Origin of the sequence: Aurantiacibacter sp. MUD61, assembly GCF_027912455.1 — a bacterium.
Lineage (GTDB): Bacteria > Pseudomonadota > Alphaproteobacteria > Sphingomonadales > Sphingomonadaceae > Alteraurantiacibacter.
The window spans coordinates 958,227-980,144 of record NZ_CP115446.1 but is presented as its reverse complement, the minus strand read 5'-3'; the positions used below and the strand labels follow the sequence as shown (position 1 = coordinate 980,144).

Annotated in this window: 23 protein-coding genes; 8 read left to right on the top strand and 15 right to left on the bottom strand. The window is 61.4% G+C overall.

All coding sequences use genetic code 11. The annotated features are described in order from the left end of the window. Window positions 1-56: 56 nt before the first annotated feature. A complete protein-coding gene (gene pdxH / locus O2N64_RS04670; RefSeq protein ID WP_271079118.1) occupies window positions 57-659 on the bottom strand; it encodes a pyridoxamine 5'-phosphate oxidase in 603 nt (200 codons plus the stop codon). A 189-nt stretch (window positions 660-848) separates the two neighbouring features. Here pdxH and O2N64_RS04665 point away from each other — a divergent pair, with 189 nt between their 5' ends. The 3 genes from O2N64_RS04665 to fabI are packed head-to-tail and all read left to right on the top strand — an operon-like array spanning window position 849 to window position 3,723. Next, window positions 849-1,826 (top strand): J domain-containing protein, encoded by a 978-nt coding sequence (locus O2N64_RS04665; protein WP_271079117.1) that lies wholly within the window; start codon window positions 849-851, stop codon window positions 1,824-1,826. 59 nt (window positions 1,827-1,885) lie between these two features. Beyond that, window positions 1,886-2,923 (top strand): YihY/virulence factor BrkB family protein, encoded by a 1,038-nt coding sequence (locus O2N64_RS04660; protein WP_271079116.1) that lies wholly within the window; start codon window positions 1,886-1,888, stop codon window positions 2,921-2,923. Further along, window positions 2,920-3,723 carry an enoyl-ACP reductase FabI gene (fabI, locus tag O2N64_RS04655; protein ID WP_271079115.1) on the top strand — a complete coding sequence of 268 codons (804 nt, stop codon included), beginning with the start codon at window positions 2,920-2,922 and terminating at the stop codon, window positions 3,721-3,723. Before O2N64_RS04660 ends, fabI begins: the two co-directional genes overlap by 4 nt. Before the next feature lie 3 nt (window positions 3,724-3,726). On the opposite strand, the gene O2N64_RS04650 is transcribed toward fabI, so the two are convergent. The 10 genes from O2N64_RS04650 to O2N64_RS04605 form a co-directional block, all read right to left on the bottom strand. Then, a complete protein-coding gene (locus O2N64_RS04650) occupies window positions 3,727-4,404 on the bottom strand; it encodes a hypothetical protein (protein WP_271079114.1) in 678 nt (225 codons plus the stop codon). Window positions 4,405-4,489: 85 nt separating this feature from the next. Next, on the bottom strand, window positions 4,490-5,014 hold the full coding sequence (locus tag O2N64_RS04645; protein ID WP_271079113.1) for a demethoxyubiquinone hydroxylase family protein: 525 nt from the start codon (window positions 5,012-5,014) through the stop codon (window positions 4,490-4,492). Continuing rightward, entirely contained in the window at window positions 5,011-5,469 is a 459-nt protein-coding gene (locus O2N64_RS04640) for a disulfide bond formation protein B (protein ID WP_271079112.1), read from the bottom strand. Before O2N64_RS04640 ends, O2N64_RS04645 begins: the two co-directional genes overlap by 4 nt. 12 nt (window positions 5,470-5,481) lie before the next feature. Next, window positions 5,482-6,822 carry a S41 family peptidase gene (locus O2N64_RS04635; protein WP_271079111.1) on the bottom strand — a complete coding sequence of 447 codons (1,341 nt, stop codon included), beginning with the start codon at window positions 6,820-6,822 and terminating at the stop codon, window positions 5,482-5,484. A gap of 83 nt (window positions 6,823-6,905) precedes the next feature. Beyond that, window positions 6,906-8,129 (bottom strand): murein hydrolase activator EnvC family protein, encoded by a 1,224-nt coding sequence (locus tag O2N64_RS04630; protein ID WP_271079110.1) that lies wholly within the window; start codon window positions 8,127-8,129, stop codon window positions 6,906-6,908. A 5-nt stretch (window positions 8,130-8,134) separates the two neighbouring features. Next, window positions 8,135-8,557, bottom strand: coding sequence for a 23S rRNA (pseudouridine(1915)-N(3))-methyltransferase RlmH (locus tag O2N64_RS04625; RefSeq protein WP_271079109.1), 423 nt, complete (start codon window positions 8,555-8,557; stop codon window positions 8,135-8,137). Further along, window positions 8,558-8,752, bottom strand: coding sequence for a hypothetical protein (locus O2N64_RS04620; protein ID WP_271079108.1), 195 nt, complete (start codon window positions 8,750-8,752; stop codon window positions 8,558-8,560). A 252-nt stretch (window positions 8,753-9,004) separates the two neighbouring features. Further along, window positions 9,005-9,388, bottom strand: coding sequence for a ribosome silencing factor (gene rsfS / locus O2N64_RS04615; RefSeq protein ID WP_197920043.1), 384 nt, complete (start codon window positions 9,386-9,388; stop codon window positions 9,005-9,007). Between the two features lie 138 nt (window positions 9,389-9,526). Beyond that, the gene (locus tag O2N64_RS04610) at window positions 9,527-10,192 is read right to left on the bottom strand and encodes a nicotinate-nucleotide adenylyltransferase (protein WP_271079107.1); all 666 of its coding nucleotides are present in this window, start codon (window positions 10,190-10,192) and stop codon (window positions 9,527-9,529) included. Window positions 10,193-10,205: 13 nt separating this feature from the next. After that, window positions 10,206-11,483, bottom strand: coding sequence for a glutamate-5-semialdehyde dehydrogenase (locus O2N64_RS04605; protein ID WP_442866748.1), 1,278 nt, complete (start codon window positions 11,481-11,483; stop codon window positions 10,206-10,208). Window positions 11,484-11,735: 252 nt separating this feature from the next. On the opposite strand from O2N64_RS04605, the gene O2N64_RS04600 reads away from it, so the two are divergent. Continuing rightward, window positions 11,736-12,899, top strand: coding sequence for a peptidoglycan DD-metalloendopeptidase family protein (locus O2N64_RS04600; protein ID WP_333781576.1), 1,164 nt, complete (start codon window positions 11,736-11,738; stop codon window positions 12,897-12,899). Next, window positions 12,841-13,320 (top strand): bactofilin family protein, encoded by a 480-nt coding sequence (locus O2N64_RS04595; protein ID WP_333781575.1) that lies wholly within the window; start codon window positions 12,841-12,843, stop codon window positions 13,318-13,320. Before O2N64_RS04600 ends, O2N64_RS04595 begins: the two co-directional genes overlap by 59 nt. 75 nt (window positions 13,321-13,395) lie before the next feature. On the opposite strand, the gene O2N64_RS04590 is transcribed toward O2N64_RS04595, so the two are convergent. From O2N64_RS04590 to O2N64_RS04575, 4 genes are all read right to left on the bottom strand, one after another. Further along, window positions 13,396-14,115 (bottom strand): DUF1013 domain-containing protein, encoded by a 720-nt coding sequence (locus O2N64_RS04590; RefSeq protein ID WP_197920685.1) that lies wholly within the window; start codon window positions 14,113-14,115, stop codon window positions 13,396-13,398. A 140-nt stretch (window positions 14,116-14,255) separates the two neighbouring features. Then, entirely contained in the window at window positions 14,256-15,299 is a 1,044-nt protein-coding gene (locus O2N64_RS04585; RefSeq protein ID WP_271079105.1) for a glycosyltransferase family 4 protein, read from the bottom strand. Next, window positions 15,296-16,198, bottom strand: a complete 903-nt coding sequence (locus O2N64_RS04580; protein WP_271079104.1) for a UDP-2,3-diacylglucosamine diphosphatase — start codon at window positions 16,196-16,198, stop codon at window positions 15,296-15,298. The genes O2N64_RS04585 and O2N64_RS04580 overlap by 4 nt, the downstream gene beginning before the upstream one ends. A gap of 108 nt (window positions 16,199-16,306) precedes the next feature. Beyond that, entirely contained in the window at window positions 16,307-17,329 is a 1,023-nt protein-coding gene (locus O2N64_RS04575; protein ID WP_271079103.1) for an NAD(P)H-quinone oxidoreductase, read from the bottom strand. A gap of 90 nt (window positions 17,330-17,419) precedes the next feature. On the opposite strand from O2N64_RS04575, the gene O2N64_RS04570 reads away from it, so the two are divergent. From O2N64_RS04570 to O2N64_RS04560, 3 genes are all read left to right on the top strand, one after another. After that, the gene (locus O2N64_RS04570; protein WP_271079102.1) at window positions 17,420-17,626 is read left to right on the top strand and encodes a DUF1192 domain-containing protein; all 207 of its coding nucleotides are present in this window, start codon (window positions 17,420-17,422) and stop codon (window positions 17,624-17,626) included. A 180-nt stretch (window positions 17,627-17,806) separates the two neighbouring features. After that, on the top strand, window positions 17,807-20,188 hold the full coding sequence (gene clpA / locus O2N64_RS04565) for an ATP-dependent Clp protease ATP-binding subunit ClpA (protein ID WP_271079101.1): 2,382 nt from the start codon (window positions 17,807-17,809) through the stop codon (window positions 20,186-20,188). A gap of 174 nt (window positions 20,189-20,362) precedes the next feature. Next, window positions 20,363-21,916: a M1 family metallopeptidase gene (locus O2N64_RS04560; RefSeq protein ID WP_271079100.1), complete on the top strand. Its 1,554-nt coding sequence runs from the start codon at window positions 20,363-20,365 to the stop codon at window positions 21,914-21,916. The last annotated feature ends 2 nt before the right edge of the window (window positions 21,917-21,918 follow it).

The window sequence follows — 21,918 nt, the reverse complement described above, 5'->3', positions numbered from 1 at the left end:
TAGCCGCTCGCGCCCTTCGACAGGCTCAGGACGAACGGATGTTGAGAGGCAAGTCTTCACGGATACAGCAGGCTGCTCGTCCAGCCGCCTCCGTCAGATGTGAAACGGCGCCGCTCGTGCAACCGATTTGGGCGATCGGTCCAGAACTCGATGGCGCGGGGCTGGCAGCGAAAGCCGGTCCAGTGCGGCGGGCGAGGCACTTCGCCTGCGTCTTCGTAGCGCTCGCGCAATAGCTCGACCTGATCGAGATAGACCTGCCGATCGGGCAGCGGGGAGGACTGGTCACTTGCCGCGCTGCCGACCTGGCTTTTGAAGGGGCGCGAATGGAAATAGGCATCCGCCTCTTCGCTCGTCACTTCCTCCAGCGGGCCTTCGATGCGGATCTGGCGGCGCAGGCTCTTCCAGTGAAACAGCAATGCGGCCTGCATATTGGCGCGGATTTCCCCACCCTTGCGACTCTGCGCATTGGTGTAGAACACGAAACCGCGTTCATCATGGCCTTTCAGCAGCACCATTCGAGCAGACGGACAACCATGCGGCGTCGCCGTGGCAAGGCACATCGCGTTGGGATCATTGGGCTCGCTCTCCTGCGCCTCGGCAAACCACTCATCGAAGATGGCAAGCGGGTTTTCGTGCGGGATAGTGTCGTTTTCAGCCATGGTTTCTCGCAGGGGTGTGACAGGTGTGACAGTGTTCAGAAGCAAAAACGCTGTGGAGCGAAAACCGGTCCGAAATGCGTGGATGCGAGATGGCGGCAGGCTGTATCATACACGGGGACCTAAACCGGCTTGAAGCCGTAGGAAAGCCATGTCTTGCCGAATCCCTCCGCTCTACCTAGCTAATACACCATGAGCGATCCCTACACTCTTCTCGGCGTCAGCCGTTCCGCGAGCGAGGCGGAGATCAAGTCTGCCTATCGCAAGCTTGCGAAAGAGCTGCATCCGGACCGGAACAAGGACAAGCCCGACGCTTCCGAGCGTTTTTCCAAGGTCACACAGGCGTATGATCTGCTGTCCGACAAGGAAAAGCGCGGCCAGTTCGATCGCGGCGAGATCGATGCTGACGGCAACCCCGCCATGCCCTTTGGCATGAATGGCGGCTTTGGCGGATCGCGGCCCGGTGGCGGTTTCGGTGGAGGCGGGCCCGGCGGCGCACAATATTCCGCGCGCGATTTTCAGGGCTTCGGCACCGAAGATCTCGACATCGGTGATTTGTTCGAAGGGCTGTTTGGGCGCGGCGGTGGCCCACGCGGCGGCCCCGGGGCTGGCGCAGGCGGCTTCCGCTCGCCTCCACCCCCGCCGCCGCGCAAAGGCGCGGACATTCGCTATACGCTGACGGTGCCCTTCATCGACGCGGCATCGCGCACAAAGCAGCGCATCACGCTTTCGGATGGCAAGACTATCGACCTCTCTCTTCCAGCAGGCGTGGAAGACGGCACGCAGATGCGCCTTAAAGGAAAGGGTCAGTCCGGCCCGGGCGGTAATGGCGATGGCATCGTGACGATCAAAGTCCAGTCGCACGCCCATTTTTGGCGCGAAGGCGATGACGTGCGGCTCGACCTACCCATTACGCTTTCTGAAGCGGTGAATGGTGCGAAGATCAAAGTACCCACCGTCGATGGCGCGGTGATGATGAAGATTTCGCCGGGATCGAGTTCGGGCAAGGTCCTGCGCCTCAAAGGTAAGGGCTGGAGCACGAAGGGCGGCGGGCGCGGCGATCAGCTCGTCACACTCGAAATCGTGCTCCCGGAGGATCTTTCAGCTTTGCAACAACAGCTTTGCGATTGGTCCGACGATAGCAATCCACGCAGCGAGATGGGCGGCTGACCCCTGCTGGTCGTCGACACATTGCTCGACACGCCGCGTGACGCTGTTACAAGACTGGTGTGACCGGCCTTCCCGAAATCGAAGAAGAGGGGCTGCCCGAGGACAGGGAGCTGGAAAGCGCTTCGCCCGAGGCGCGGCGCAAGGCGGCTCTCGAAGCCCGGCAGGACCCCGATGCGGAAACCGCCGAAAGCCCGTGGGGCCGGGCATGGGTCATCACCAAACGGGTCGCCGTCGGCTGTTTCAATGACGGGCTGATCCACGCCGGCAATTTGGCTTACATGTCGGTGCTGGCCATCTTTCCTTTCTTCATCCTCGGCGCGGCCGTGCTTTCGGTCGTGGGCGAGGATTACGAACGCACCGCCGCGATCGACACGCTGGCGCTCGCGCTGCCGCCCATGGTCGCCAATGTGATCGAGCCTGTGGCCCGCAACGTGGTGCAGATGCGCAGCGGCTGGCTACTATGGGGCGGCGCGCTGGTGGCGCTGTGGACCGTGGGCAGCCTGGTCGAGACGATCCGCGACATCTTACGCCGGGCCTATGGCACGCGCGCGACGAGGGCGTTCTGGACCTATCGCCTGTTCTCCTCGGGCATCATTCTAGGTGCGGTGTTCCTGCTCGTATTGTCGCTGTTCGCGCAAATCATGCTCGGCGCGGCACAGGAATTTATCGAGGCCTATTTGCCGCAATTGAGCAATGCGCTGGGCACGCTGGAAATCTCTCGAATCATTCCCGCCGTCGGCCTCTATCTTTCGCTGTTCCTGCTGTTCGTCTCGCTGACGCCGGAACAATATCGCACGCGGCGCTACCCCAAATGGCCCGGCGCGCTGCTGGTGACGGGGTGGTGGATTTCGGTGACAGTGGCGCTCCCCCCCATCCTGCGCAGCCTGTTCGCCTACAATCTCACCTATGGATCGCTCGCAGGTTTCATGATCGCGCTTTTCTTTTTCTGGCTGGTGGGCTTAGGGATGGTCGCAGGGGCGGAGTTAAACGCGGCACTCGCCGAAACGCCCGAGGAAGAACGCAACCGCATCGGCCATTCGGCGAAGCAACGGCGCGAGCGGGCGGAAAATGAATTGCAGGAGGACGAGACGCAATGAGTGGACTGATGGCTGGCAAGAAGGGCCTCATCATGGGGCTCGCCAATGACAAGTCGCTGGCGTGGGGCATTGCGAAGAAGCTGCATGAACAAGGTGCAGAGATGGCGTTTTCCTATCAGGGAGAGGCGCTGAAAAAGCGCGTCGGTCCGCTGGCCGAGCAGGTCGGCAGTGATTTCCTGATCGAATGCGATGTGGCCGATATGGCGAACATGGATGCCGCCTTCGCCGAGATCGAGAAGCGCTGGGGCAAGCTCGATTTCCTTGTCCACGCCATCGGCTTTTCGGACAAGAGCGAGCTACGCGGCAAATATGTCGACACCAGCCTCGACAATTTCCTGATGACGATGAACATCTCCGCTTATTCATTGGTCGCCGCAGCCAAGCGCGCTGCGCCGCTGATGAGCGAAGGCGGATCGATCGTGACGCTCACCTATTACGGCGCGGAAAAGGTCGTCCCGCATTACAATGTGATGGGTGTGGCCAAGGCCGCCCTGGAAACCAGCGTGCAATATCTCGCCAATGATCTGGGGCCGGACAATATTCGCGTCAACGCGATCAGCGCCGGGCCGATCAAGACGCTGGCGGCGAGCGGCATTGGCGATTTCCGCTACATCCTGAAATGGAATGAGCTGAACGCGCCGCTGCGCCGGAATGTCACGATCGACGATGTCGGCGGTGCGGGCCTGTACTTCTGCTCCGACCTGTCATCGGGCGTGACGGGGGAGACGCATCATGTCGATGCGGGCTATCACGTCGTCGGCATGAAGCAGGAAGACGCGCCCGATATCGCGCTGAGCTAAAGCTCAGGCGGCGCCGGGTTCGGCGGGCGGCGGTGCGGCATCGAGCGGCACCTGCTCTTCATCATCGTCGAATTCGGGTGCGGGCAGATCGCGCGGCGGGATGCGATCGGGATCGACGATTTCGGAAGGCGGTGCGTCTGGATCGATCACTTCATCGCCAATCGGCTGGGCCTGCGCCTGGCGGCGGCGCTCCAGCTCGGCTTCTTCCAGCTCTTCCACGCGTTCCTGATAGATCGCCGCATCTTCATCGATGGTGGAGAGACGCTCTTCGCGCGCGGCGGCGATCAGCTCGCCCATGCGCACTTCGCGGCCTGCGGCACGTTCGGCATAGGCCTGCTCGATCATCTGCATGGTGCAGCCATGCGCCGCTCCTGAGCCTACCGGGGTGCAGGACAGCGGTCCGAATGCGCCGACGACTTCGAGGCTTTCGAAGCGGTTGTTCCAGCTTTCATTCTGCGGCGAATCGCTGTTCCGCAGCTGCGGCGGGATGCGATAGCGCTCGCTTTCATCCATCCGCGCGCACACCGTAATCGTGTTCTCATCCGATACTGGGCATTCATCATCGCCATAGACGATGATCTGGTTCACCCGGTCACCGCCCTGATCCTGCGCGGCAGCAGGCGCGGCGGAAAAAGCCATGGCGATGGCCGAAGCGGCGGAAAGAGCGAGAAGGCGAGTCATGATAATCCCTCGGGTCACAAAAGTTTCGCGCATAGAGCGCTTCATCCCTTGAACGGGCGATGAAGCCATTTGTGTCGCGATTTTATCAGATTTTCTCGGAAATGCGGATAGCCGCCTTGCAGCCGAGACGAATGGCTGAATAGAGCAGCGGAAACCCCGGCGTTTCTTCCGCCCCGTGTGCAATCGCCGCATCGCGGTGCTCGCGCTCATCCTCGCGAAAGCGGTGGATCATATCGGCAAGCTCCGGATCGTCGCCATCCGCTTCGAGCTCATCGAGCTGGCGCGAATAATGGAGGTCGATCTCTTCCTCGACCGCAGCAGTGCAAGCCATCGCCGCCTTGGGGCCGAGCAATGCTGTGCCTGCTCCCAGCGCATAGCCTGCGACATTCCAGAACGGCTGGAGGAGCGTCGGGCGAACGCCGCGCTTGGCGATCAGCGCATCGAATTCTGCGCGGTGACCGGCTTCCTGCTCTGCCATGGCGCGAATTTCGGCCGAATGCGGGCCGCGCTCACCCATCACGGCGAGCTGGCCGGCATAAATACGTGTGGCGCCGAACTCGCCCGCCTGATCGACGCGGATCATTTCCGAACGGTCTTTCTTGGCGGTCATACGCGTTTCTCCTTCGCTATCAGCAACACCCATATGGTGATGGCGCTGCCGATAGAAAGAAGCGCATTCCACCCTGCGAGGGAAATACCGAGGAAAGACCATGGCGCGACATCGCAGCGAATGACATCGAGCGACATCGCATCACCCGTCGTCGCGCAACCTGTGATTCCGCGCCACCAGCCGTACTCGACCCCGGCATGAAAGGCCCCGATCAGACCAGAAACGAGAATGGCCAGCGCCGCGAGGGCGATCCAGAGCTTCTTCGGCGGAGCAGCGAACGACAGGAGGGCGAGACCAACGGCAGCGAAATGCGGGTAGCGCTGCCACCAGCACATTTCGCAGGGAAAAAGGTCGAAGCCATATTGCGAAATATAGGCCCCCGCGAGCAGAGCAGCAGGAACAGCCAGCGCAAGCCGCTGGGCCAGGCGATCAGACGCGTCGTTGAGAGTGGTCATGGTCTCGGCGGCTTAGCGCTCGCGTGAAGCCAAGGATACACCCGTCGTCCGGCGCAGTGTGCGCACGGCGTAATCGAGCTGGAAATCGCCGATGCCTTGTTCTTCCAATTCGGCAGCGGTCAGCTGGAAGCGCGGATCGTCGATCCGGTCGCGCTCGAGGCCTTCGTCTTCAACGCCGATCTCATTGATCAGGTGGCCACGCAAATCGCTTTCGCGCAGGGCGAGGCGCTGGCGGCGTTCGGCATCAGGATCGGAAAGCTGCGGCACGCGGATATCGGGCTCGATCCCGCCTTCCTGCACGCTGCGACCCGAAGGGGTGAAGTAACGTGCGGTGGTCAGCTTGAGCGCGGTGTCGCGGGTCAGCGGAAGCAGCGTCTGGACGCTTCCCTTGCCGAAGCTGCGTTCACCCATCACCAGCGCACGGCGGTGATCCTGCAGCGCGCCCGCAACGATTTCGGATGCCGAAGCGGAACCTTCGTCGATCAGAACAATGATCGGCAGGCCGTCTGCCACATCGCCGCGATAGACGCTCTCTGCCTCGTAAAACACGGTATCACGACGCGTACGGCCGCGTTGCGACACGATCTGACCGTCGGTCAGGAACAGGTCGGAAAGCGCCACCGCTTCATCGAGCGAACCGCCCGGATTGCGGCGCATATCGAGCACCAGACCAGCAAGGCCGCCCGGTGCCTGCTGCTGCAGATCCATCAAGGCTGCGCGCACATCGGCGCCCACATCGGCGGAGAATTCATTCACGCTGATATGGCCGATGTCATCGCCGATCAGCTCCCAGGTCACCGGCTCCAGCTCGATCACGCCGCGGGTCACGGTGACTTCAAAACTTTCGGTTCGGCCGGGACGGAAAATCGTCACTTCGACATTCGAGCCTGCGGGGCCGCGCATCTGCGCCACCGCTTCATCGACTTCGAGGCCGTAAATCAGCTCGCCATCGATATGCGTGATGTAATCGCCCGCTGCGATACCGGCGCGCTCGGCAGGGCTGCCACGGAACGGCGAGATGACTTTCACCGCGCCATCTTCCATCTGGATGGTGATGCCGAGACCCTGGTAATTGCCGTCGATCATCGTGGTCAGCCGCTCCATCGCGGCGCCATCGATATAGGCGCTGTGCGGATCGAGGGATGCCAGCATTCCGTCGATCGCACCGCGGATCAGGACTTCATCCTCGACCGGCTCAACGTAGCTTGCCTTGATGCGCTGGTACGTCGCGAAAAGACGCGCAAATTCCGGGGAAGCGCGGCCTTCAACCTGCGCGATGGCGGCAGTGGTGACAGGCATCAGCGCGACAGCGGTGCACAGGGCAGCAGCACGAATGGCGGGGGCAAACTTCATATTGCGATATTCCTAGACGGGTTGAGTCCCATTGCGCCGGTTTATCGCACAGCGGCGCTTAACGCCAGATGAGGAAAAAATGCTCAGGATACGAACGTTATTGGATTCACCGGCTCGCCATTGCGCCTGAGTTCCAATGTCACGCTTGGCCTGTCCGGCCCTGCGACACCTAAAGGCGCTCCGCCGACCACATCCTGCCCGACTCGCACATCGCTTCGAGCAAGGCCGGTGATCAGGCTGGTCCAGCCGCCGCGGTGTTCGATTATCACGATCCGGCCATATCCGCGGTAAGGGCCTGCAAAAGCGATCCGCCCGCTGGCCGGCGCAACGACCTGCGCGCCGGCGATAGGACCAAGGGTCAAGCCTTGGCTCAGTCCTGCGTCTTGTGGCGCGCCGAAGCCTGTGATCGTGCGCCCCGCAACCGGAAGTATGTAGGGAGTGGGCGGCGAATTTGCCGGTCTGGGCGTAGCATTGCCTGGCGGGGAGGCGTCACCGACTTGCGCGGACGCTGGCGATGCAGGGCGCAACTGCGGTCCGGGCAGTGCGGAAAGCCTTTCCCGCAAGGCAGCAGCGCGGTCGAGCTGGTCGACCAATCCGTCAAGATCACGCGCCTCCTCTGCCAAAGCGAGCGCGCGTTCGGCTTCGCGATCTGCCGCACTGTCGGCAGCGCGCGCCGCGAGGCGTTCGCGGCTTTCGATCTCTGCGAGTTCGTCACGCCGCTCGGCCAGCGCCACTTCATCCGCCGACAGCGCTTCCGCAGCGGCGGCAGCCTCGCGGCTCAACTCGGCGGAGCGGGCGATTTGCGTCCGCAGGCCTTCGGTACTCTCCTGCACCTGCGGCACGGCATTGTGCAGCATGGCGCGCAGATAGACGACATCGGACACATCGCCGGGGCGAAGCACGGAGAATGCCACGGGGCGGCGCGAGAATTGCTGGAGCGCGGCGGTGAGGCGCACGATGGGGCGCTGCTCACGGCCCAGTTCCTCGCGCAGATCGTCGCGTTCGCGCGCGATCATTGTCATGCGAGCACGGGCGGCGGCTATTCCGGCTTCGGCCTGCTGGATACGTGCGGCAATCGCGGCAGCTTCGCGCGCGGCGCGTTCGGCCGCGTCTTCTGCGGCAGCTGCTTCCGCCTCCAGCCGCTCGCTGCGGACCTCGGCAGCGCGGCGTTCCTGCAGCGCTTCGGCAAGCGCGGCGCGGGTATCATCGGGATCGTCGAGGGCGGGCGCACGCTGACCCACGGCGGCGACTGCGCAGAGAAACGCCGATCCGCCCAGCAACAACAGCCTGTGATTGAGCCACGCCATCGGCGCTATCCTGCCCGATGATAGGGATGGCCTGCAAGGATGCTTGTCGCGCGGAAGAGCTGTTCCATCAGCATCGCCCGGGCAAGAAGATGCGGCCAGGTTGCCTTGCCATATGAAAGCAGCAGGTCTGCTTCGTTGCGCTCGGCAGCAGAATGGCCATCTGCTGCACCAAGCACGAAGCGGCATTCGCGCATGCCGTCATCGCGCCAGCGTTCGAGCATGGTGGCAAATTCCTCCGAGCCCAAATTCTTGCCCTTCTCGTCAAGCAGCACGGTACGGACGGGGGCTTGAGGTTCGGGAATCCTTCCGCCTGTTTCAGGCAGTTCCGTCAGCTTGAGCGGCCACTGGATGCGCTTGGCATAGCGATCGACGAGCTCGCCTTCGGGAGAGCGGGCGATTTTCCCGCGCGCGATGACATGCAGGAGCATTCAGTCCTCCCCCTGCCAGACCCATGCGTCCTCGATCGAGGCATCGCATTTGGAGCAGCCGCTCTTGGCGGGGAAAATCACGAACATGCGATCGAAAAAACGATGGCGACATTTGCCGCAATGCACCGTCTTGTAAGCGCGCTTCGCCAGCCAGAACTGCGCGACCATGGCCAGAAGCAAGAGAATGAAACCCAAAGTAAAAAGAGGTTCACGCGAAAGGCGGAACGGCCCATTGATAGCGCTGTAAATCGCCAATGCCGCGAACAGGCCCCAAGAGGCCCACATGGCGCGATTGGCCATTCGATATCGCGACTGTGCGCTCACAAGAACCTTCCCAAAATCGTCGCCCTGAGGCGGCGACAGAGGCCGAATTGGCCGCCCGCAGGTGCCGCGCAGCGGAGCGATTAGCACCGAGGAAGTCCGCGCGGATGCGCGGACTCAGATCAATCAGGCACTTCCCATCTGGCGGGTCTTACCGTCTTCGCCGAAGCCCCACATACGCTCCAGATTGTAGAAGCTGCGGACTTCGGGGCGGAAGAGGTGCACCACCACGTCTCCGGCGTCGATCAGAACCCAGTCCGCAGCCGGCAGGCCTTCGACACGCGGCATGGCTTTGCCCGATTGCTTGATCTTTTCCGCCAGCTTGTTCGCCATGGCGGCGACTTGCCGGGTGGAGCGGCCCGAGGCAATGATCATGTGATCCGCGATCGAGCTTTTCCCCTCGAGCGGAATGGAAACCATTTCCTGCGCCTGATCATCATCAAGCTGCTGGAGAACGAGCTCATGAAGCGAGCCGGGTTTTGCGTCTTGTGGAGTTGCGTATTCAGTCATGGATAGGAGTGTAGCTGTTGCGGCGGGACTGCCATTTGCGGCTGCGCGCGTTTCTGCGGCATTGCTGGGCTGGGTCATCGCGTTTGATCATGCTCCTGAAATGGGAATGGAAACAAACCTTTCCAAGAGCTGACTGCATTATGCGCCACCTCCCGGACTGGTTTCATGGATGAGGGAATGCGTTACGTCATCCCGCGGGGCAGGCCCGGCATAGCCGTCTGCCCAATGGGGATCTGCGCGGCGGATCGCTGTCGCCGAGCGCGGATCGGGATCAAAACGCAGTTCTATCAGCGCAGGTGCGCTCCATTCGCTCCGGTTCAAAAGTCCAGCTGCGGACAACCGGTATTTCCGCAGCCAGGCCATTGCGGGGCTCGCGATAGCATCATCGTCATAACCCGGACGAGCGATGACGGCAATGGGCATCTGCCTCGCAATATCGCGCCAGTCCTTCCAGCGGTGGAATTGCGCCAGATTGTCGGACCCCATCAGCCAGACAAAGCGCCGCTTTGGATAGCGGCCACTGAGCGCGTGCAGAGTATCGACTGTGTACCGAGTGCCGAGCTGCTGTTCGATTGCTGTTACACGAATGGGTGCGCGGCGGCTCATCGCCTTTGCGGATTTCACGCGCGCAGCGAGCGGCGCCATCCCCTTTTTGGGCTTCAACGGATTGCCGGGTGAGACCATCCACCAGACCTCATCCAGTCCCAGCGCATCCGCTGCGAACAGCGAAATGCGGCGGTGACCGGCATGGGCGGGATTGAAACTCCCGCCCAATAGGCCGGTGATGGGCCCGGTTTGGTTCAAGCGCGTGAGCCGGTCACGAACGCGCCTGACCCTGGCCGAGCACCTGCCATTTGTACGTCGTCAGGCCTTCCAGAGCGACGGGCCCACGGGCATGCAGGCGACCGGTAGCGATACCGATCTCCGCGCCAAGCCCGAATTCGCCGCCATCGGCAAACTGGCTCGAGGCATTGTGCATCACGATGGCGCTATCGACTTCATCGAGGAAGCGCTGCGCTGCGGCATCGTCCGCCGTCACGATAGTGTCGGTGTGGCCGGATGAATGCTCGGCGATATGTTCCAGCGCCTCGCCAATGCCGTTGACCACGGCAACAGAAAGGATCGCATCGAGATATTCTGTGTCCCAGTCTTCGTCTTCCGCTGGCTTGATACGGTCATCAATTTCCTGAGCGCGCTCATCACCACGCAGTTCGCAGCCAGCCTCAAGCAATGCGGCGAGCACGTCTTTCGAAGCGTCAAAGGAGCTGTCGAGCAACAGCGTTTCCATTGCCCCGCAAATGCCGGTGCGGCGCATTTTCGCGTTGAGAGCGATTTCGCGCGCCATTTCCGGATCGGCATCGGCATGGATATAGGTGTGGCAGATGCCATCGAGGTGAGCGAGCACGGGCACGCGGGCATCTTCCTGCACGCGGGCAACCAGGCCCTTGCCACCACGCGGCACGATCATGTCGACCAGACCTGCAGCCTTCAGCATCGCGCCTACAGCTTCGCGGTCCTGCGTCGGCATCAGCTGGATCGCATCTTCGGGCACACCTTCGTGGCTGACACCCTTCACGAACGCCGCATGCAGCGCGCGGTTGGAATGCACAGCTTCACTACCGCCACGCAGCAGGGCTGCATTGCCCGAGCGCAGGCACAGGGAGGCGGCATCTGCGGTCACATTGGGGCGGCTTTCGTAGATGATGCCGATAAGGCCAATCGGAATGCGGCGACGGACCAGCGTCATGCCGGCAGGTGCTTCGGACCGGCTGATTTCTTCACCTACCGGATCGGGCAGGGAAGCAACGTTCTCAATCGCACTTGCGATACCGTCCAGCCGCTCTGCATCCAGTTTCAGGCGATCGAGCATCGCGCCCGAAAGACCGCGCGCTTCCGCTTCGCTCAAATCCTGCGCATTGGCTTCCAGAATAGCCGCCTCATCCTGACGGATAGCGGCAGCAGCGGCGCGCAGGGCATCGGCTTTGCGTTCATCACCAATCCGGGCGAGTTTTCGCTGCGCGGTCCGGCCACGAGTGGCCAGTTCGGTAATCAGCTCTTCAGGTGTGAGGGTGGATGGATCGGGCGTGTTGGACATATCGTTCATTTATCTTCTCAGTCAGCTCTAATCTGCGATTCACACGGGCTATAGCTGATCAATCGCAAGCGCAGGCGAATCGTTCCAAGACAATTTGGTTCCCGCTTTCGGCAAGAAAATTGTGAACGTTAGAACGATTCATCGCATCGACCGTCCGTTTCGCCCTGTGCGGGCCGCGGTTGACTCGACCTTGCGGCTATGTTGGGTATGAACGCCACACAACAAAAAGCTTTCAAAACACACGGGGTCGTTTTGCAAAAAGAAACCGCTGGCGGAAAATGGGATCGCCTGCGGAGCTGGTTCCCGGAGCGTGAGTTTTTCATGCGCTCCCAGGGGCAGGTCCGCTTCATAACCATCACCACACGCATGCAGATGACGGTTGCAGCCATTGTGCTCGCAGCCGTGCTCGGCTGGGCGATTTCGATGAGCGTGATGGCCTTCAATCAGTATCGCGCCAGTTCAGAGCGCGCTTCGCTCATGGAGCGTGAAGCGCACGTGGCGCAGAGCGAGGAACGCTTCGCCGCCTATTCGGACGATCTCGACGCGACGGTGGCCGATTTGCAGGCGCGCCAGGAAATGCTGGACGATATCGTCGAGATGCTTCCGGAAGATCTCGTCGCCGAAGCGGAAGATACCGTATCCGACAGTTCGGAAGAATCGGCAGAGCTCATCAGCATGATGCGCGAAGTCTTCCCAGAAGCCGTTGGCCTCGCCCAGATTGAAGCACGCCAGCTCGCCACAGTCGAAGCCCTGACCCTTTATGCAGATCGCCGCGCCGCGCGCGCAGAAGCTGCCATTCGTGAGCTTGGCCTCGACCCCCGGCAAGTCGCCGACAATGCGACCGCTATGGGTGGTCCGTTCGAAGGCATGTTCGGGGATGGCGAAAGCACGATCGATCCGCGCTTCGAGCGTCTCGGCCTCAGCCTTGCCCGCATGAGCGCTCTGGAGCGGGGCATGGAAACTATCCCGCAATTCATGCCGGCAGATATCAATTCGATCTCCTCCGGCTTTGGCTATCGCCGCGATCCGTTCAATGGCCGCGCAACGATGCACTCGGGCCTCGATTTCCGCGCTCCGCATGGCGCGCCGATCTTCGCGGCTGCCGCTGGTGAAGTGACCTTTGCCGGCCGCAAGTCGGGCTATGGCAATGTGGTGGAAATTACCCACAATACCGGCCTTGTCACACGCTATGCCCATATGTCGGGCTTCAATGCACGTGTCGGTATGCAGGTCGAAGCTGGCGATCGCATCGGCGCCATCGGCAGCACCGGCCGTTCAACCGGACCGCACCTTCACTTTGAAGTGCGCGTCAATGGCCGCGCGGTAAACCCGCGGCATTTCCTGGAGACTGCTCCTCATGTTCTCGAAGAAGCCCGCGCAGAATTCGCGCCCCACGCCGCAGCGGCAGGCCAGTGAGATGAAGGGCAATTCGGGAAGCACGTTCTCGGTGATAGGCACCGATGTCACGATCCGCGGCAATATCGAAGCGACGGTAGACCTGCATGTTGATGGCCGCGTCCATGGCGATATCGCCTGCGCCTCTCTGGTACAGGGTGAAGACAGCCATATCGAAGGCGAAATCAAGGCAGAGACCGCGCGCCTTTCAGGCAGCGTGCATGGCCGGATCGAGGCGAAGAACCTCGTCGTGCTGAAGTCCGCCAAGATCGACGGCGATGTCAGCTACGAAACACTGACGATCGAGCAGGGTGCGCAGGTTGATGGCCGTTTCGCACCGCTCGGCGCGAAGAATGGCAAGGCGGCTCCGGCGGGCGATACTGTGGCCGCCAAGCCAGCGAAGAGTGATGCGCCAAGTGGCGGTCTGCCGCTGGCAAACTAAGCCGCCACGGCAAAACCGAATTTCCAGTTTGGGAGGGAGGGGCGGTCCGCTGGGCCGCCCCAACTCGTTTAGGGCTTAGATCGAATCTTTGTCCGGCTCGGGCTCAGGATTGGCTTCGGCTTCGCGCTTGGCTTCCAGCCATGCCTCTGCCTCGGCTTCCTGCGCCGCCTGGGCTGCCGCCTTGGCCGCCTCTTCACGCTCCTTGCGCAGTTCCTCGATCAGCTTTTCCTTGTCGTCGCGCGGATCGCCAACGACCACCGGTGCCTCTTCGCCTTCCACAGGCTCTGCCGGAGCAACGCGCTTGGCGGCCTTGGCCACCGCTGCGTCAAGCTCACGCTGCGAGCACAGGCCCAGTGTCACCGGGTCCTTCGGCTGGATGTTGGCGATGTTCCAGTGGCTGCGCTCACGAATCGCATTGATCGTATTGCGCGTCGTACCGATCAGGCGGCCGATCTGCGCATCGGAAATTTCCGGGTGGTTGCGCAGGATCCAGGCGATGCCATCGGGCTTGTCCTGCCGCTTGGACACCGGCGTATAACGCGGGCCCTTGGTGCGGCTAACGTCGACCGGAGCCTTCTGCATCTTGAGCGAATACTCAGGATCGGCCTGGCCGCGCTCGATTTCCTCATGCGTCAGCTCGCCCGAATGCACCGGATCGCGCCCGGTGTATTTCGAGCTCGCGAGATCATCCGCCATGGCCTGCACTTCAAGAATGTGAAGGCCGCAGAATTCCGCGATCTGCGTGAAGCTCAATGCGGTATTGTCCACCAGCCAGCTGGCGGTCGCGTGCGGCATGAGGGGTTTGGGCTGATCAGCCACGATGTTTCTCCGAAATAAAAGGGCCGCCCCTCACGGGACGGCCATTGCGAGGGTGATGTAGGCGGTTTCGCGCTTGCTCGCAAGCTTTTGCGCCGTGCCCGGGTGCGGCGGAGTGCTCAGGCGGCGCGCAATACTCTGCCGTCGCGAGCCGGGGCCGGTTCGATAAGCGCCAGTCCGGCAAGGAATTGCCGGGTACTTTCCCGCCAGCTGAAGGATTGGCCATAAGCAAGACAATCTGCTCGGTCGAGCGTGAGAGCGGCTGCGATCGCTTGGTCGAGGTCTTCCGACATCGCCCCGCTCTCTGGTCGCAGCACATCGAGCGGTCCCTGCACCGGGAAAGCAGCAACCGGCGTTCCGCAGGCGAGTGCTTCGATCATCACGAGGCCAAACGTGTCGGTGCGGCTGGGGAACACAAAGACATCGGCACCTGCATAACATGCCGCGAGGTCCGCACCGCTGCGGCTGCCGAGAAAATGCGCGTCGGGGAATTGCGACTTTAGCTTGGCGAGCGCGGGGCCGTCTCCCACAACCACTTTCGATCCGGGATGATCCCTGCGCAGGAAAGCCTCGATATTCTTCTCCACCGCCACCCGGCCGACATAAAGCTGTATCGGTCGCGGTAGGCTGAAGAAAAATTCCGGCGGCAGATGATCGGGATGAAACACAGAGGTATCCACGCCGCGAGACCAGTGATGCAATTGCGTGAGCCCCTGATCGCGCAGCTCCTCACGCACGCTTTCGGTTGCTACCATGATACGCCGGGCGGGACGGTGGAACCGCCGGATGATTGGCCAGAACAGCCGCGCGGGAAGGCCGGTGCGACGTGCGAGATATTCGGGAAACTGCGTGTGATAGGCCGTCGTGAAAGGAATGCCGCGCTTCAGGCACCAGCGCCGCGCCGCCCAGCCGAGCGGCCCTTCGGTGGCGATATGGATCGAATCCGGGACAAACCCTTCCAGCCGCCTGCCGACGCCGCGCTTGCCCGTCAGAGCAAGCCGAATCTCCGGATAGGATGGCGCAGCGATCGAGCGGAACTCGCGCGGCGAGATGATCTGGATGCTGTGCCCCTGCCGCAGCAGTTCACCCATCACGGTGGTGAGCGTGCGCACCACACCATTGACCTGCGGATGCCAGGCATCGCTGACGATCGCGATCTTCATGCCGCTTGCGCCACTTCTAGGCCCTCAGCCTCGCGCTTGGCCACTTCGTCGGGCCAATGGAGGATTTCCATCCGCCCATCGAAATGCTCGACCAGCGCGTTGCAGCCTTCGACCCAATCGCCGTCGTTCCAATATTCGGTGTCCCCAAACATGCGGTGCTCGGCTGTGTGGATATGGCCGCAGACCACGCCGTCGACACCGCGCTCAGCAGCTGCGCGGGCGACCACCTCTTCATATTTGCCGATGAACTCGACAGCGTTCTTGACCTTGTGCTTGGCCATCTTGCTGAGCGACCAATATGGCAGGCCGAGCCGCCGCCGCACCACGTTCACGACGTGATTGGCTTTCATCGAAAGGTGATAAAGCGCGTCGCCCACGAAGGCGAGCCAGCGGTGGGAGAGCATGACGGCATCGAATTCATCACCATGCAGGACCATCAGGCGCCGCCCATCGGCAGTATCGTGGAAGGCGGCACGCTGGATTTCGATCCCGCCGAAATTCATGCCTGAGAATGGTCGCAGCATCTCGTCATGATTGCCGGGAATGTAGACGATCCGCGTGCCCCGCTTGGCGCGCTTCAATATGCGCCAGACGATGTCGTTGTGCTCTGCAGGCCAGTAGAACTTCTTCTTGAGCCGCCAGCCATCGATGATGTCGCCAACCAGATACATGGTCTCGCTATCGACGCTGTCGAGAAAGTCGATCAGCAGCTCCGCATTGCAGCCCTTTGTGCCGAGATGGACATCGCTGATCCACACGGTGCGATATTTGCGCCGTTCCCCGTTGGAGCGTTCAGGCACGGAAGGCTTCGGAGGTTCAGCAGTGCCGGACACATAGTCCGCCAGCCTTTCTACCGAACCGTTATTGCCGAAATCGCCTTCGAAATTTTGGCCAAACATGCTGCCACATCCCTTGTCGCCACTCTCTGGCTAAGGTCAGATGACAGCGAATTATGACATGCGAATCGCAGTTTGGCGGCAATTCGGCGACAGTATGACGGTTACAGGTCAGTCCTCTGCGACGCGCAACACGATTTTGCCGATGTGTTCACCCGCTTCCATGCGCGCATGAGCTGCAGCCGCCTCGCTAAGAGGGAAGATCTCATCCATCACCGGGCGCAGTTCCTCATGCTCGACTGCAGGCCAGACTTCGCGGAAGAGTTCATCAGCGATCATGCCTTTGAAGACATGGCTGCGCGGGCGAAGCGTCGATCCGGTCACCATCTGGCGCTTCATCATCAGCTTGATCATGTTGATCTCTGACTTTGGCCCGCCGAGCGTCGCGATGACGACGAGGCGACCGTCTTCCGCCAGGCAATCGAGATTGCGCTGCGTGTAGCTGCCCGCCACCATGTCCAGGATCAGGTCACAGCCGCGTCCATCGGTTATTTCCAGCACGCGGGCGGAGAAATCCTCCGACTTGTAATTGATCGCATGATCCGCGCCGATTTCCCGCGCCGCTGCGCATTTTTCGTCCGAACCGCAGGTGACGATTACCGTCAGCTCGAACAGCTTGGCCAGCTTGATCGCGGTCGACCCGATCCCGCTGGTGCCACCATGGACCAGCAGCACTTCGCCATCGCGGGCAAAGCCGCGCTGGAAGACGTTGTGCCACACAGTGAAAAGCGTTTCTGGAAAGGCTGCCGCTTCTTCCATCGACAGATTGTCTGGCACAGGCAGGCAATGTTCCGGCCGCGCGATGCAATATTGGGCGTAACCGCCGCCGGCAACGAGGGCGCAGACGCGCTTACCCATCTCTCCCGGATCGACGCCTTCACCCAGCGCCACCACCGTGCCGGAAATCTCCAATCCCGGCAGGTCTGAGGCGTTTTCGGGCGGCGGGTAGACACCCATTCGCTGGAGGCAGTCCGGGCGATTGACGCCTGCATGGCTCACTTTCACCAGCACTTCGCCCGCAGCAGGTTGCGGCACGGCGCGCTCCGCCAATTGCAGGACATCCGGTCCGCCCGGCTCGCTAATTTCGACAACCTGCATCGTGCCCGGCAAGGCATCGCCCCCATTGCGGCTCATCGCGTCCCCATTATATCGCCCACTTTCTCCACCACCCCTAAGGCCGCGCGCCATTGACAGCAAGCGCGGCGAGAGGGATGTTCAACGGCAATGGACGATGACCTGCCCCGTCGGCGCAGCGACGCCGCAGCCGAACTGGCTGGCGAGAGCCTCGATAGCTATTCGCAGGACGAATTGATGGAGCGCGTGGCGCTGCTGGAGGCGGAAATTGCGCGGGTGAAGGCGCAGCACGCCAAGGCCGCGGATCATCGCAAACTGGCGGATAGCCTGTTCAAATCGAAGGGGAGCGACGGGTGAGGCCGGTAAGGCCCTTTGGACCCCTCGCAATTGCGCGAAAGCGCACCATATCTTTCATGTCAGATAAAACAGCTTCGTTGAAAGCTCACCTTATTCGCTGCATTTTGCCTGTGTTCAGCACAGCGCCCGCAGCTTCTCTTTCCGACGCCATCTCGGCCAGATCATGACCCAAGGACGATAATGCCAAAGTTTGCGCAAAATCTCGAAAAAACGCTCCACACGGCGATCCAGCACGCGATCGACCGTACGCATGAATATGCGACGCTCGAGCACCTTCTGCTGGCGCTGGTAGAAGATAGCGACGCCGCCGAGGTCATGAGCGCGTGCGGAGTTGACGGTGAAGAGCTGGCGGGTGTCGTTCGCCAGTATCTTGATCAGGAATATCAATCACTTAAGTCAGAAGATGATGCTGATCCGCAGCCGACTGCCGGCTTCCAGCGGGTGATCCAGCGCGCCATCCTGCATGTGCAGTCTTCGGGCAAGGACATGGTGACAGGCGCGAATGTGCTCGTTGCCCTGTTCTCCGAGCGCGACAGCTATGCGGTCTATTTCCTGCAGCAGCAGGATATGAGCCGCCTCGATGCAGTCAGCTTCATCAGCCACGGCATCGGCAAGAACGGCCGGCAGATTGCCGATCGTCCTGCCGAGGGCGTGGAAGACGATGCCGCAGCGAAGCCGGAGGAAAAGGCGGAGAAGAAGAAGGACTCGGCGCTCGACCAGTTCTGCGTCAATCTCAACCAGAAGGCGCTCGACGGCAAAGTCGATCCGCTGATCGGCCGCGGTCCGGAAGTCGATCGCACGGTGCAGATCCTCTGCCGCCGTTCGAAGAACAATCCGCTTTACGTAGGCGATCCCGGCGTTGGTAAAACCGCGATTGCGGAAGGCCTGGCTCGCAAGATCGTCGAAGGCGACGTGCCCGAAGTGCTTGAACCGGCAGTGATCTATGCGCTCGACATGGGCGCGCTGCTCGCCGGCACGCGCTATCGCGGCGATTTCGAGGAGCGATTGAAGCAGGTCGTCAATGAACTCGAGAAAATGCCCGATGCCATTCTTTTCATTGACGAAATTCACACCGTCATCGGCGCCGGCGCGACCAGCGGCGGGGCGATGGATGCGTCAAACCTGTTGAAGCCTGCGCTTTCCAGCGGTGCGATCCGCTGCGTCGGTTCGACGACTTACAAGGAATTCCGCAATCACTTCGAAAAGGATCGCGCCCTGCTCCGCCGGTTCCAGAAGATCGACGTGAACGAGCCGAGCATTGAAGACACGGTGAAGATCCTCAAGGGGCTGCGCAGCGCCTTTGAAGAGCACCACAAGGTCAAATACACGCCCGATGCCATCAAGACCGCGGTCGAAATGAGCGCGCGCTACATCAATGACCGCAAATTGCCCGACAAGGCGATCGACGTGATTGACGAAGTGGGCGCGATGCAGATGCTCGTCCCGCCGAGCCGCCGCCGCAAGACGATTACCGCCAAGGAAATCGAAAAAGTCGTGGCGACGATGGCGCGCATCCCGCCGAAATCGGTGAGCAAGGACGACAAGGCCGCGCTCGCCAATCTCGAGAAGGAGCTGAAGCGCGTCGTCTTCGGGCAGGACCAGGCGATCGACAAACTGTCGACGGCGATGAAGCTCAGCCGTGCAGGGCTGCGCGATCCGGACAAGCCCATCGGCTCGTTCCTGTTCAGCGGCCCGACCGGCGTCGGCAAGACCGAAGTCGCCCGCCAGCTCGCGTCCATCATGGGCATTGAGCTCAAGCGCTTCGACATGTCCGAATATATGGAGCGCCACAGCGTTTCGCGCCTGATCGGTGCGCCTCCGGGCTATGTCGGCTATGACCAGGGCGGTCTGCTGACCGATGCCATCGACCAGCATCCGCATTGCGTGCTGCTGCTCGACGAAATCGAGAAGGCGCATCCGGATCTCTTCAACATCCTGTTGCAGGTGATGGATAACGGCCGCCTGACCGATCACCACGGAAAGACGGTCGACTTCCGCAATGTCGTGCTGATCATGACGACCAATGCCGGCGCGTCCGACGCGGCCAAGCAGGGTATCGGCTTCGGCGCCGGACAGAAGACGGAAGCTTCGGAAGAGGCGGTGAAGAAGATGTTCACCCCCGAATTCCGCAACCGCCTCGATGCCATTGTGCCCTTCGGTTACCTCGGCAATGAGACGATCAGCCGGGTGGTGGACAAGTTCATCCTCCAGCTCGAACTGCAGCTGGCCGACCAGAACGTGCATATCCAGTTCGATGGCGATGCGCGTGAATGGCTGGGCAAGCGCGGCTATGACAAGCTGATGGGTGCCCGCCCGATGGCTCGCCTGATCCAGGAGAAGGTCAAGCAACCGCTCGCCGAAGAGCTGTTGTTTGGCAAGCTGGCGCAGGGCGGCGAAGTACATGTGAGCGTGAAGGACGAAAAACTCGCCTTCGAGCTGACACCTGCCCCGCCCAAGGCCAAGGCGAAGAAAAAGCCCGCTGCAAAGAAGAAGGCTGCCACCAAGAAGAAGCCGGACAGTCCTGCGGCTGATGGTGGATCGGAAAAGAAAAGCGAGGACTAGTCGAGGCGCGGCAGGCGGGTTACATCTTCCTCCATGACGCCAAGATTTTCCAAAGCATTGTGGACGGCGGGGGCTGCGGCTCTCGCCGTTTGCGTTTCCGCTCCTGTTGCCGCCCAGACGCTGAATGAGCGCACCGCAATCAGCGGCCTCCCGCTTGAGGGACCACGCGCTTCGATGCAGATCGAACATGTCGATCTGGCGATTCAGGTACTGCCGGAGGAGCGGCGCATCCTTGGCTCTGCCGACTACACGATCAGCGTGTCTGACCGGCTTGAGCAGATGCAATTCGATCTCGATCCGCGTTACGCCGTATCGCGCATCACCGTTGGCGGAGCTGAATTGCCTGCGAGCGCGATCAGCAATCCGGACGGACTTCTGACACTTGTGCTTTCCGATGCGATTGAGGCCGGGGAGACCGTACCGGTTTCCATCACTTATGCAGGCTCTCCGCATGTCGCGCGCAATGCGCCGTGGGATGGCGGGATCGTATGGTCGCAGCATGAGGGTCAGCCATGGATCGCAACCGCCTTCCAAGGTGAGGGCTGCGATATGCTCTGGCCGTGCATCGATAATTTCACTCACCGTGTCGATACGATCGAGACGCGCTGGACTGTGCCGAGCGGCCTCGTCGCGACAGGCAATGGTGTGCTGGTGAGCGAGAATGACAATGGCGATGGCACCACGACCTTCCATTGGCGCGCGCGCGATCCGAGCAATTACGGTGTGGTGCTGCAGATCGGCCCATATGAGCTCGCCGAGCGAATGTACGAGAGCCGCTATGGCAACACCATCCCGATCCAGTTCTGGCATCTGCGCGGCAATGGCAAGGATGCGCGGCGCCTGGTGCGCGAGACCGAGACCTATCTCGATTTCTTCGAAACGCTGATCGGCCCCTATCCTTTTGGCGACGAAAAGGCCGGTATCGTCGAGACCCCGCATCTCGGCATGGAGCACCAGACGATCAACGCATACGGCAATCGCTACCGGCCCGATCCTTTGGGCTATGACTGGCTGCTGCATCACGAATTCGCGCATGAATGGTTCGCCAACCAGCTGACCCATGCAAGCATCAACCACATGTGGCTGCATGAAGGCATCGGCACATGGATGCAGCCGCTTTACCTCGGCTGGATGCATGGGGAGATGTATTACACATCCGAAATGTGGCGCCAGCGACAGATGATCAACAGCCGGGTGCCGCTCGTGCCGCCTGAAGGCGAACTGCCTGATTACAACGACCGCGAGGCGGGCTGGGGCAGCGACATCTACGCCAAGGGCTCATGGATTATGCATACGCTGCGCTATCTGGTCGGGGACGTCGCCACATTCAGATCGCTCACCCGGCTGACTTACGGCACCGACAATCCGGTGCCCGGTGAAATCGAACCCGTGTTGCGCACGACCGATGATTTCCGCCTGATCCTTGAGGAAATGAGCGGCGAGAACCTTGAGTGGTTCTTCGATGCCTATTTCTACCAGGCAGAACTTCCCCGGCTCGCCTCGACCCGCGATGGCGACGTGCTGACACTGCGTTGGACCACGCCCTCTGCGCTCGATTTCGAAATGCCTGTTGAAGTCGTGGTCGACGGGTTCGAGCAGCGCGTGGAGATGCCCGAGGGCACTGCGCAGATCACTCTGCCGCGCGCCGATGCGCATGTGCTGGTCGATCCGCGCAATCAGATCCTCATGCATGATGAGGCGATTGCCCGCTGGCGGGAATCGCGCTGAAC